This is a genomic window from Paraburkholderia sp., assembly GCF_035501035.1.
GTDB lineage: Bacteria > Pseudomonadota > Gammaproteobacteria > Burkholderiales > Burkholderiaceae > Paraburkholderia.
On record NZ_DATJWR010000397.1, the window covers coordinates 1 to 12,267 of the forward strand.

At 62.8% G+C, this 12,267-nt stretch carries 11 protein-coding genes and 2 pseudogenes; 8 read left to right on the top strand and 5 right to left on the bottom strand.

What is annotated here, in order from left to right; genetic code table 11:
• The 8 genes and pseudogenes from VMJ11_RS28870 to VMJ11_RS28905 all read left to right on the top strand — a co-directional run.
• Positions 1-198: hypothetical protein (locus tag VMJ11_RS28870; RefSeq protein ID WP_325624133.1), on the top strand; the 198-nt coding region annotated here is incomplete at its 5' end.
• A 514-nt stretch (positions 199-712) separates the two neighbouring features.
• Entirely contained in the window at positions 713-1,213 is a 501-nt protein-coding gene (locus tag VMJ11_RS28875; RefSeq protein WP_325624135.1) for a cation:proton antiporter, read from the top strand.
• 53 nt (positions 1,214-1,266) lie between these two features.
• Positions 1,267-1,434, top strand: coding sequence for a hypothetical protein (locus VMJ11_RS28880; protein ID WP_325624137.1), 168 nt, complete (start codon positions 1,267-1,269; stop codon positions 1,432-1,434).
• A gap of 803 nt (positions 1,435-2,237) precedes the next feature.
• Positions 2,238-3,107, top strand: coding sequence for a slipin family protein (locus VMJ11_RS28885; RefSeq protein WP_325624152.1), 870 nt, complete (start codon positions 2,238-2,240; stop codon positions 3,105-3,107).
• A gap of 196 nt (positions 3,108-3,303) precedes the next feature.
• Positions 3,304-3,411, top strand: a pseudogene (locus VMJ11_RS28890) (DUF1840 family protein); the annotation flags it as partial.
• Between the two features lie 164 nt (positions 3,412-3,575).
• Positions 3,576-4,052 (top strand): annotated as a pseudogene (locus tag VMJ11_RS28895) (LysR substrate-binding domain-containing protein); the annotation flags it as partial.
• Positions 4,053-4,317: 265 nt separating this feature from the next.
• A complete protein-coding gene (locus VMJ11_RS28900; RefSeq protein ID WP_325624139.1) occupies positions 4,318-4,770 on the top strand; it encodes a MarR family winged helix-turn-helix transcriptional regulator in 453 nt (150 codons plus the stop codon).
• Between the two features lie 18 nt (positions 4,771-4,788).
• Positions 4,789-6,012 carry an MFS transporter gene (locus tag VMJ11_RS28905; RefSeq protein ID WP_325624141.1) on the top strand — a complete coding sequence of 408 codons (1,224 nt, stop codon included), beginning with the start codon at positions 4,789-4,791 and terminating at the stop codon, positions 6,010-6,012.
• Between the two features lie 58 nt (positions 6,013-6,070).
• On the opposite strand, the gene VMJ11_RS28910 is transcribed toward VMJ11_RS28905, so the two are convergent.
• From VMJ11_RS28910 to alr, 5 genes are all read right to left on the bottom strand, one after another.
• Positions 6,071-7,417 carry an MFS transporter gene (locus tag VMJ11_RS28910; protein WP_325624143.1) on the bottom strand — a complete coding sequence of 449 codons (1,347 nt, stop codon included), beginning with the start codon at positions 7,415-7,417 and terminating at the stop codon, positions 6,071-6,073.
• Positions 7,418-7,912: 495 nt separating this feature from the next.
• On the bottom strand, positions 7,913-9,022 hold the full coding sequence (locus VMJ11_RS28915; RefSeq protein WP_325624144.1) for a patatin-like phospholipase family protein: 1,110 nt from the start codon (positions 9,020-9,022) through the stop codon (positions 7,913-7,915).
• 137 nt (positions 9,023-9,159) lie between these two features.
• Positions 9,160-9,468, bottom strand: a complete 309-nt coding sequence (locus tag VMJ11_RS28920) for a non-heme iron oxygenase ferredoxin subunit (protein WP_325624146.1) — start codon at positions 9,466-9,468, stop codon at positions 9,160-9,162.
• Between the two features lie 44 nt (positions 9,469-9,512).
• Positions 9,513-10,583 (bottom strand): fatty acid desaturase family protein, encoded by a 1,071-nt coding sequence (locus VMJ11_RS28925; protein WP_325624148.1) that lies wholly within the window; start codon positions 10,581-10,583, stop codon positions 9,513-9,515.
• 131 nt (positions 10,584-10,714) lie between these two features.
• Complete coding sequence (alr, locus tag VMJ11_RS28930) at positions 10,715-11,833, bottom strand: alanine racemase (protein ID WP_325624150.1); 1,119 nt, start codon at positions 11,831-11,833, stop codon at positions 10,715-10,717.
• Between the last annotated feature and the right edge of the window lie 434 nt (positions 11,834-12,267).

The following is a 12,267-nucleotide window of genomic DNA, read 5'->3' on the forward strand; positions in this document are numbered from 1 at the left end:
GCGGGCGACGGCGGCTGGGACACCTCCGCGCCGATCGCGACGTTGAGCGATAGCGGCTGCACCGGCCAGCAGAGCCTAACGATCACGGGCAACGTGTGCGGCGGCGAGTGGCTTTCGCTCGACAGCTTCAACAGCAGCGACTTGCATGCCGGCGACGCGTTCATCGACGCGCTGTACCGGCGCGGCCGCGACCTGTGAGTCGATCTGTACGGCGATACGGCAGCCACGCAGTTCACCACTTCTAAGTGCGAGACGGCTAATGATCCGCATAGTCCGCGAATGCTGGGTATCTGCAAGATCGCCTTCGAGGGATCGGAGTTGTAAGCAGCGGTCACACGACTGTCTTTTCCGCATCGATGCGCCGCAATTGTTCAATGCCGTACAGAGGCACGTGCCGATTTACGGAACGATTGATGGATCGCAGACGCGTAGCACTGCCACGACAACAGCAACGTGAGCCATGCAGCCGACGATTCGCAGGAGCATGTGGCGGGAAATCGAGCTTGCGGCGCAACAGCGCCATATCGGCAGTCGGCTTACATCGCACTAGCCTGCCCCTGAACTGGCGCATGCAGGGGATGAAGCGGTGCTCCCACGCTTTGCAAAAGCGCAGGCATTGGGTGCGATGAAGGGCTAGCCCTGAGGCGCACTGCTTATTCACGTTGGGCCTCATTCTCACGCATGACCTCCGGCATCTCCCCTTGTGCAATCCATGTCAGATTCCGTCTGGTATTTGCTGTCCGGCCTGTTGCTCATCACCATGGTGGTGGCGGGGGCGACGCTGGCACGGTTGCTGGTGAGCAGCGCGACGATCTATCTGTGCGTCGGTTACGTCATGGGCCCTGGAGGTTTGAACCTGATCGTGCCCGACCCGCTGCATCATGCCGAGGTGATCGGCCGGGTCACGGAAGTCGCGTTGCTGATTTCGCTGTTTACCGTTGGGCTGCGCATGGGCGTTCCGATCCTCGACCGAAGATGGTTTGTTCCGTTGCGTCTCGCGTTTGCCTCGATGGCGATCACGGTAGGCTTGATCGCAGCGGTCGGGATGTGGGGCTTGGGATTGCCTTTGGGCGCCGCGGTGCTTCTCGGCGGCATTCTCGCGCCCACGGACCCTGTTCTCGCCTCGGGCGTGCAGACCGAGCGCGGCCGTTCCGGTGATGTTCGTGCTTGTGCGTCCTGCCGCCGTCGTGGTCGGAACGCTCGGCGTGGCTAGCGCGGGGCGTGCGCGCGCGATGGTTTCGTGGTTCGGAATACGCGGAAGGCTCCGTGTTTTATTTGATGTTCGCGATTCGTCACGGCGTAAGCGAATCGCTGGCAAAGCAGCTGATCACGCTGACGCTCGCGATGGTTTCGGCGTCCATTTTTGCGCACGGGATGTCGATGCGGCCATTGATGAAATGGTATGGGCGTCGCCCGCCGCCGCTGGAGGAATGACGCCGGCGCAGGGCGGCTGAGGGAGCGCGTCTCGAAAACCCGATCGCGCGGCAGGGGACGTTATTGTTCCGTGTGAGGTGATTGCACGGAAGGCACCAAGCCTCGCACCACGCGGAAAGCGGTTGATCAGACCAATGAAATCAGACGCGGTGAGCAGCGCCCAACATGACTTGCCTACGCGTAAGGCCCCGATCCGCGAGATCGGGAGCGTGTTACTTCTTCTTTTCTGGCTTGCGCCCTAGAGTGATTTTCGATGTCACCGCCGAAGAACTTTCTACAACTGGAGACAGCACCTTTTTCGGCTGTTTAGGCTTTTTCGCTTCACGGTTACCGCGTAATTGACCCTTTGCCATCATATTTCTCCCATTATTTCAGTCGCGGAAGCAACTGCCATATTTGCCTATTCTGGACGCATTGGAGGATGTTGTCGCTATCTATTTTCGTCAAGACGGCGGGAACGGCTTAGTCTAACTGACGGGGAAGCGGTGTCGAGGATGGAGCGGCACCCGCAACCTCTGGCAGCAGGCGTTCGGAAGACGCATCTGCGACGAAATTCGCTACTGAATCGCGGTTCGTCGTGCCTGGCTAATGCGGCAGATCCCTATCTGATGGTCGGACTGACCGCGCACGGCCAATATGCAGGGAGCGCGGTACGGTATCGTACCGACGCTCAATACGATCACGCGCATGCTTTGATGTGTATCCCTGCCTCTCACGATCAGGGTGTCGCAACGACCGGGCACGGATTGAACGATTCAAATTGTCCGAAATAACTTTGCGCAGTTCCATGAGGCATCACCATGCTGAATCCGATCACACTACTTCTGTCCGCCTTATTCCTGCTCGCTGCGATGGCCGCTGGCGCGTTCGTCAACCTGTACATTGGCATCGGGCTCTTTATTATTGCTGTGCTGATTTCAATGTCCGTCAGGGTTGCCAACGTATGGGAGAAATTCGTAATCCTGCGTATTGGAAAGCTGCAGAGCGTGAAAGGAGCGGGGTTTTTCATGATCATCCCTGTTCTGGACAATGTCGTTGCAGTCATTGACGAGCGCATTCAGACGACAGCTTTCAATGCAGAACAGGCCTTGACCAAGGATACGGTTCCGGTCAATGTCGATGCGATCATTTTCTGGCACGTCTTCGATGCCCAAAAGGCTGCGTTGGCGATTACCGACTATCGGCAGGCAATCGATCGTGTCGCTCAGACAACGTTGCGGGAGTTGATCGGCGCCTCGATGCTGGCTACGCTGCTCTCCGATCGAACAGCAGCGGATACCCATCTGAGAGATGAGATCGGGGCCAAGACAGCCCAATGGGGTATCGCCGTGGGCTCGGTCGAAATTCGCGACGTAGCGATCCCCGTAGCGTTGCAGGACGCGATGTCTCGTCAGGCACAGGCCGAACGCGAAAAGCAGGCCCGCGTCATTCTGGGATCAGCAGAGGCCGCGATCGCCTCGAACTTTGTCGAAGCCGCAAGAGTGTACCAATCTCAGCCGGGCGCGCTGCAGCTTCGGGCGATGAATATCATCTACGAGACGACGAAGGAACGCGGGGCGACCATTCTCATGCCGACTTCGATGGTCGACAGTCTGAATCCCGCGCTGGCGGTGGCGATTGCTGGACATGATCTGGACGGGGCGCCTGTGATGGCGCTGAAGACTGCGGCGTAGCCGCATTCATAGATCGTCCAGATTGGTCCGAGGGAAGGCTTTTTAGCCTCGATATGTCGCAATGTGATATAAAATGAAGGCAGGCCCTCTCGTGACTGAATGAAGGCCCAGGCTGTCGCGGCGGAAAGACGATGGTTGGACTCGTCTCGAGTCTGGTGCGACGGCTCGCAATACTTGATCACAGCAAGGAGTCATCATGCTGGTCACATTTCGATCGGCCGCTTCGGCTGATGTCTGGATGCTCAGGGATCTCGCGCAGTATCTACTTGGGCTCGTCGGCAAGCGCCTCGGTGCACGCGGGGTAAATTGGTATACAGGATCTTCCAAATAACGACTGCCTCGCCTTGGCTGGTGAATTCCGCTTCTCTTCGGCGAGCTGCGCGCCATGAGTCGCTACTCGCCGCGTGGCAACTTTACAGAGAAGACCGTTTCTACTGCATTGGATCGCGCGTCGATCTCGCCCCCGTTGCCGTCCTGCTCACTTCGAGCGTCTCGAACGCCGAACTCGTGCTGGAGCCCGTGATTCATTCCGTGCGGCGGCTCTGGGTCGGCGCGCATCACCCGTTGCTCAAACGCGAGAGCGTGACGTTTGCCGAAGTCGCGCATGAGCCGTACGTCATGTTGACCGTCGATGAAGCCGCGCAGACGGCAATGCGCGACTGGAACGAGACACCGTGGCGGCCGAACCTAATCCTGCGCACGTCGTCGGTGGAGGCGGTGCGCAGCATGGTCGCCAACGGCTCTGGGGTCGCAGTGTTGTCCGACATGGTCTACCGGCCCTGGTCTCTCGAAGGCCGGCGCATCGAAACGATCATGCTGCTCGACGCCGTTCCGGCGATGAGCGTGGGGCTGGCGTGGCGCAAGAACAAGGAGCTGAGCCCTGCGATGCACGCGGTACGCGAGTATTTCCGGCATACGTTCATGGAGCCGCGGGCCGGCGGGTGAAATGTTGGTGCTTCGGTGCGCAATCTCGATCGCTCGATAGACAGCGTCCGCACCATGGAAAAGGGCCGGCGGTCAACGTGGACGACTGGCGGATCTGGGGCGGTCCAGATCGACGAGTGCCTTGCTATTCTTGCCGCGTGGTAGATCCACACCTGATCGTGCGAGGCCGCGCCATGCCTGCTGTTGTACGGGGCAGATGGAACAAGCGTTCCGAGATATGAAGGTTATCTTTGCAGTTTACCTTCGCATCTCCTAGAATGCGTCCATGACCAATCGCACCGACGTCCCACCTTCCGAACTTGCCGCAGCACTCGCAGGCGACCTGCGTGCGCTGGTCGCGCAACTGCGGCGCCGCTTTCGTGAACAGGCCATTCTTGGTGACTTCACCCCGTCGCAGTTGGCTGTGCTGTTGCGGCTCGAACGCGAAGGGCCGGCCACCGTGTCCAGCCTCGCGCGCGCGGAAGGCATGCGCCCGCAATCGATGGGCACGCTCATCGCGCCGCTCGAAGCCGCGGGGCATATCACCGGCGCGCCGGACCCAGACGACGGGCGCCAGACGCTCTGGTCGCTGACCAGTACCTTCCGCGAGTGGCTCAAGCAAGGGCGCGCGGCGCGCCAGGACTGGCTTTCGCGCAGGATAGAGGCGCGCCTCAGCGGCGCGGAGCAAGAGCAGCTCGCTACCGCGGTCGAACTGCTCAAGCGGCTCGTGGCCAACTGACTGACGCGAGGCACTGGCATGAGCGTTCCTGCTTCGGGGTATTTCCGTTCGCTTAGGAGTTACAACTATCGCGTGTGGTCGGCGGGCGCGCTCGTTTCGAATATCGGCACATGGATGCAGCGCACGGCGCAGGACTGGCTCGTGCTCACCGGCCTCACGCATCACAGTGCGGCTGCGGTAGGTATCGTGATGGGCTTGCAGTTCGGCCCACAAATGCTGTTCATGCCCTGGTCGGGCTTCGCCGCCGACCACTTCGACCAGCGCAAGCTGCTCATGATCACGCAGGCCATGCTCGGCACGCTCGCCATTGCGCTAGGCGTGCTGACGGCCACGGGGCTCGTGCAGCTCTGGCACGTCTACGTATTCGCCTTTCTGTTCGGTTGCACGACGGCATTCGATTCGCCGGTCCGGCAAACCTTCGTCTCGGAGCTCGTGGGCGACGCCGATCTGTCCAATGCCGTTGCGTTGAATTCCACTTCGTTCAACGCCGCGCGCATGATCGGGCCGGCCGTGGCGGGGCTCGTCATTGCATCGGTGGGGGTGGGCTGGGCCTTCTTGCTCAACGGACTTTCATTTGTCGCGGTGCTGATTTCGCTCACGCGACTGCGCGTGGACGAACTGCGTACGGCAAGGCGCGCGCAGCCCGCCAAGGGCAGCTTTGCCGCCGGATTCCGCTACGTGTGGGCGCGCCCGGACTTGAAGGCGATCCTCATCATGCTGTTCCTGATCGGCACATTCGGCCTGAACTTTCCGATCTTCATCTCGACGATGGCTGTGGGCGTCTTTCATGCCGATGCCGGACGCTACGGACTCCTCTCTTCATTGATGGCGCTCGGCACCATGAGTGGCGCCTTCTTCGGTGCGGGGCGCAGCCATCCGCGATTCACTTCGCTGCTGTTCGCGGCGGCGGCGTTCGGCGTGGGATGTGTGCTGGCAGCGCTCGCGCCGGGTTACTGGTGGTTTGGCGGGGCGCTCGTGCTGATCGGTATCGCGGCGCTCACGTTCACCACCGAAACCAACAGTCTCATGCAGCTTTCCACCGAGCCGGGCATGCGCGGCCGCGTGCTGGCGATTCGGCTTGCCGTGGCGCTGGGCGGCACGCCCATCGGCGCGCCGCTCGTCGGGTGGGTGGCGGACCACTGGGGGCCCCGCTGGGCCTTGCTGGTTGGCGCGGCTGCGGGTTTCGCGGCGGCTGTCGTCGCGGCCCGTACGCTCGCGCGGCGCACGCATGAGGTGTCGTAGCGGCAGGCGGGAATCGACTGGGCACCAAGCGGGAGCCACGCGCGAATCAAAGCACGAATCAAGCGGCTTTCAACTCCACGCGTTTGATGTCCTTCACGATCACGAGATAGCTGAGCACTGTGACGATCGCGTTGACGCCGACAAAGGCGAGTGCGCCGTTGAACGAGCCGGTCGTTGCGACGAGATAGCCGATCACGATCGGCGTGACGATGCCGGCCACGTTGCCGAACATGTTGAAGATCGAGCCGGAAAGGCCGATGGCTTCCTTCGGCGCGGTATCGGCGATCACGGCCCAGCCGAGCGCGCCGATCCCCTTGCCGAAGAACGCGAGCGACATGAGCGCAACCACGACCCAGTCGCTGCTCACGTAGTTGCAGCCGATGATGCACGACGACAGCACCATGCCGCCCACGATCGGCACCTTGCGTGCGACGGTGAGCGAGCGGCCGGCGCGGATCAGCGAATCGGAGGCCACGCCGCCGAGCACGCCGCCCAGAAAGCCGCATATCGCGGGCAGCGAAGCGACGAGCCCGGCGTGCAGGATGGTCATGTGGCGGGCCTGCACGAGGTAGATCGGAAACCACGTGAGGAAGAAGTAGGTGAGCACGTTGATGCAATACTGCGCGAGATAGACGCCCACCAGCATGCGATTGCCGAGCAACTGGCGAATGACCGACCAGTTCGCGCCTTTGCGTTCGCCGCGCGCCACGCGTTGATGACCGTTCACGATGCCGCCGCCGGCCCCGATGTACTCGAGCTCTTCGCGGTTCACGCCGGGATGATCGACGGGATGCTTCATGAACCTGATCCACGCGAAGGCGAGCAGCAGGCCGCCTGCACCCATCACGACATACACGTGACGCCAACCATAGGCATGCGTGAGCCACGCCATGAGCGGGGTGAAGACCACGGCGGCGAAATACTGCGCGGAATTGAAGATGGCAGATGCGGTGCCGCGCTCCTTCGCCGGAAACCAGCTTGCCACCACTTTCGCGTTCGCGGGGAACGCGGGTGCTTCGGCTGCGCCCATCGCGAAGCGCAGCGCGAAGAGGCCGGTGATGGCGGCGCCCGCGCTGCCGAGCAGACCGATCGAGCTTTGCAGCAGCGTGAACAGCGACCACAGGAAGATGCTGCCTGCGTAGACGCGGCGTGCGCCGAAGCGGTCGAGCACCCATCCGGCGGGCACTTGCGCGAGCACATAGGCCCAGCTGAAGGCGGAGAAGATGTAGCCCATGCGGATGGCGTCGAGGCCGAACTCGGCGCGCATGGCCGAACCCGTGATCGAGAGCGTGGCGCGGTCCGCGTAGTTGAGCGTGGTGATGATGAAGATCAGCGAGAGGATCAGGTAACGCACCTTGGTGCGCTTCGCGACATCGGTTTGTGTGGCGGTGCGGCTCAGCGACATGGGGGGCGACCTCTATCGTACGCGGGACGCAGGGCCGCTCAACGTGAACGAGGCGGCGGCCCGCATCTGCTGTCTCCATGCGGCGCGCTTCGTGCCCGCCGCATCATTGAATTACGCAGGAACGCGCCGAAGCGCGTTCCGTTCGCGGATCTCGTCCGCTGCTGAATCAGCCGCTCGTTGCCAAGTTGTTTGACATTATGGCTGATTGTCAGAGTTAATCGTACAACGTCGGGGTGGTCGAAGCAACCGCGCCATGCGGATCTTGAGTGAGTGTGAGGGTAAACGCGTATTTCCAGTCTATCGGATCGAGGCACCGTGATGCGTAAAGTTGTTCGACAACATGGCCGCCGAGCCTCAGGACTGCACGTTTCGAAGACTCGCGGCGCGAAGCAGTGAACCGTCGCTCGTCGTCTTCATTCGGAGCCGTTTTCCGTCGCAAGGTGCAGGGCCACGCGTGCGAGAAGCCGAATCCCCGCCGCACAACGCATCTACCGCTCACACGCTATAAACGGTTAGTCCTTCTATCGGATCCATCGGCGCTTCCCACGGGCGTGCCGCAATCGCCCGCATCGCGGCTTCGTACCCGGCACGCCGGCGCGCGGCAATGCCGGCTGGGGTGAAATCGATGTCCTTCAACTGGTCATCGCGATCGAGTCGCGGGGCGGCGAGCTTAATGAGCCGCATGGTCGTCTGGCAGCCCCAGGCGGCAAGCTGCTGAACATCGGGCGTAGCGCGCTCGGCTTCGGGCAGGCGTTTCACCAGCTCGCGGATCACGTGGCGCAACCGGTGTATCTGCTGCTGGCGCGCAATATGACTGTCCGTGCGACTCGCATACTGGATGTCTTTTTGCCGCTCCGAGACCTGCCAGATGCTTTCGGGCTCGGGACCTTCAGGGTTCCATACCTGTACGGAGAAAATGACCGAACTCTTGCGCGGCCTGTCGTCGAGCACGACCTCGACTGGCGTGTTGGAATAGATGCCGCCGTCCCAGTAAGGTTCGCCTTCGACGCGCACCGCGGGAAACGCGGGCGGCAGCGCGCCCGAACTCATGATGTGTTCGACGTTCAGGTGCTGGTCGCGCGAATCGAAATAGCGCATGGCGCCGGTGCAGGCGTTCACTGCGCCGACTGTGAGGCGTGGGTGCCCCGCGTTCAGCAGGTCGAAGTCGACGAGCGAGACGAGCGTCTCGCGCAACGGCGCAATCATGTAGTACGACGCGCGATCCACGCCGAGGCGGGCGAGCGGCCCGAACCAGGACGCCGGATTGGGCTGGAAGAATCCGGCAATTCCCGCGCCGATAATCATTAGTTTTGCAAACGTTTTGTCCCAGTCGGGCCATGCAGCCGCCACATCGAAGCGCGTGCGTTCGGCCACGCGAGTCCAGAACTCCTCCAGGCGCTCGAAGCGGTGCTCCTGTGGATTTCCGGCGATCAACGCCGCGTTGATCGCGCCAATAGAGGTGCCGATCACCCAGTCCACGTGTATGCCGGCTTCGTCCATTGCCTGATAGACGCCTAGCTGGTAGGCGCCCAACGCGCCGCCTCCCTGCAAAACGAGCACGACTTGCCCAGGCAACTCCAGGCGTGCTGACCGCTTCGCTGTCATCGATTGCCTCGCTCAATGGTTCTGCCGACGCTTCACTTCGACCGCCACCGTATCAGCAGGCGAATCCCACGATAGCGTTAGCGAGATTGTTTGCGCCGGAGATACTCGCTGGCACAAACATCGGCGTGAATCCCGCTTCACACCTCAATGAGAATGCGTCCGCCTTCGACCTTCGCCGGCCACGTCGCGAGCTTTTCGCATACCGGTGCGCACAGCGGCCGGCCATCGCGCACGTCGAAGCGGCCGTTGTGCTTCGGGCATTCGATCACATGGCCCATCACGAGCCCGTCACTCAGGTGCGCCTGTTCGTGCGTGCAGAGTCCATCGCTCGCGTAGACCTTGTCTGCCACGCGGTAGATTGCATAGGTGCGTCCACCGTGGTCGAAGCGCATGACGTCTTCGTCTTCGATGTCGTCGAATGCGGCTGCGTCGATCCATTGGGGCATGTGTCGTCTCCTGGCTTGTTTCGAATCGTTGCGTGCGCAATGAATCACGCTTTGGCCGGCCCGGGAACCGGGCGCGCCACGTAATAAGAAGGATCGCGCGTCTGCCGCACGAGTGCGGGAATGATCTCCGCATAGGCAGCCAGGCTGCTGCGATAAGGCGGTGGCATGTCCGCTTTCACGACCTCGTGCAGGCGCGGCAGTGCGTGAAACGGCACCATCGGGAACATGTGATGCTCGACATGGTAGTTCATGTTCCAGTACAGAAAGCGGAACACGGGATTCATCATGACCGTGCGGCAGTTGCGCCGGTGATCGAGCACGTTCTCGGGCATGCCCGCGTGCTGTGTGAGGCCGAAGTACAGATAGAGCCACGCGCCGTAGAGGCTCGGCAAGCCGACATAGAGCAGCGGCAGGATTGTGCGAAAGCCGATGCAAGCGGCAATGACGATCGCGTACACGAGCAGGCTCAGGCGCGCTTCGCGAATCGCCTTCGGCCATTCGGAGGCGGGCACGAAGCTTTGCTCCTCCGCGCCGAGGCGGCCGCGCGCGGCGCCGATCATGCGCGGCAGTTCGCGCGATGCGTGCTTGAGCGCGAACACGTTGAGGGCGAGCGAGAGCCAGTCGGTGGGGCGTGGCGTGGCGATCTCGGGGTCGCGGCCCACCACGAGCGTATCGGTGTGGTGGCGCGCGTGGCTCCAGCGCCAGATCGTCGCGCAGCGGAATATCTGGAACGACGCGATTTGATACAGCGCGTCGTTCATCCAGCGCGTCTTGAATGCGGTGCCGTGGCCGGCTTCGTGCCAGCGAGAATCGGCGGGGCTGCAATAGAGCGTGCCATACAGCAGGAACGCGGGCGCTGCCCACCACGAGTGCGCGTGCCAGAGGAACCCGGCGAGCACGCCGCTCGCGACGATCGACGCGTACCAGATCGCGGTGTCGCGTATCGCGCGTGCGTTGCTGCGCTGCATCAGCTGCTTCATCACGGGGCGCGGCACCGCGCAGCGGTACCATTGCGCGTTGACGAGGCCCGCGGCGCGTGCGCGTTCACCCGCGCCGCCAACCAGATGGTAGTCCGCGTGATGCGGCGCGTAGTCGTGAGTCTCCTGGTCGGCCACAGATCTCTCCTCGAAGCGATGCCTGCGCACGGCATGCAACGCGCCGCGCGTGTCACCACCAAAATAGGCGATGCAAGACCGGGGCTCAACCAGAAGATTGACGAAATTTCGTCAGCGGGCTGCCGTCGATATCAGGCGGCCACGCTCTCGTCGCGCGCTTGCGCCGTTGCGGCGTCCGCGGCGCCCGCCACGACGACCGGCACACGCCGCGCGAGCGCGCACATCAGTTCATAGCCGATCGTGCCCGACGCCTCGGCCACTTCGTCCACGCGCACCTGGTCTCCCCATAGCTCGACGCTCGAGCCGATGCCCGCTTGCGGAAAGGGCGTGAGATCGATGGTGAGCATGTCCATCGATACGCGGCCGACCACGCGCGTGCGCACACCATCAACGGCGATGGGCGTGCCGGTTCGCGCGTGGCGCGGATAGCCGTCCGCATAGCCGCACGCGACCACGCCGATGCGCATGGGCCGGTCGGCCTCGAAGGTGCGCCCATAGCCGATCGTTTCCTGTGGCGCGAGCGTCTGCACGCCGATGATGCGGCTCGTCAGCGTCATCGCCGCGCGCAGCCCGAGCCCCTCGATGTGACGCGCAACGCCCGTGGGCGAAGCGCCATAGAGGATCGTGCCGGGCCGCACCCAGTCGCGGTGCGCGCGCGGGTGCCAGAGCACGCCCGCCGAGTTCGACACCGACTGCTCGCCGGGCAGGCCATCCACGGCTGCATCGAAGGTGTCGAGCTGCCAGTCGATCTGGCCGTCGTCGGCGTTCGCGAAGTGCGTCATGAGGCCGATCGTACCGACCGACGGCATGGCCCGCGCCCGCTCCCACGCGGCGCGATACGCATGCGGGCGAAACCCGAGGCGGTTCATGCCCGAGTTCATCTTCAGCTGAATATCGATGGGGCGCTGAGGTCTCGCTGCGGCGAGCAGATCGAGCTGCTCGTCGCAATGCACGGTCACCGTGAGCCGGTACGCCACGGCCAGCTCGACATCGGCCGGCTCGAAGATGCCTTCGAGTAGCAGGAGGGGCTTGGTCCACCCCAGTTCGCGCACGCGCACGGCTTCATCCAGATCGAGCAGGGCGATGCCGTTCGCCTCGGCGAGCGCCGGATAGATGCGTTCGATGCCGTGACCGTACGCATTGGCCTTGATGACGGCAAAGGCGCGCGAACCGGCGGCGATCTGCTTGGCGAGCTGCAGGTTGTGGCGGATGGCGTCGGGCTGGATGCGGGCGGCGATGGGGCGCGGCATGGGCGTTCCTGTGGATAGGGTCGGTTCGGCCGATTCGTCGGGTTGCGGTGGCCCACGCGCGTTCGAACGTGCGCAGTCCAGTGATTTCCGCAATCGTATTGATTTTCGGCCAGTTATTTTTAATGTATTTACTGGCTATTTTAGTTGAATCGACTATCTCCGTGCGCGCGACAAGGGGCCTCGGTCAGTCGCGCACCGGCGCCGGCGCTCGCGCATGAACGCGGGCGAGGCGATCGGGCAGCGGTTGCCAGAAAGCCTTGTTGCCCGAGGCGCCGGGCAGCATTTGCTCAGGACGGCTAATGTATTTTTCTCCGGCTCGCGAGCATGATACGTGCTCATCGATCGGCTGGGGCGAGCCTTTCGCGTGCAAGCGACTCGATCAACTGGATCAGCAGGCGCGCGGGTTCACTCAAGGTGCCCGGCGCGCGATGCAC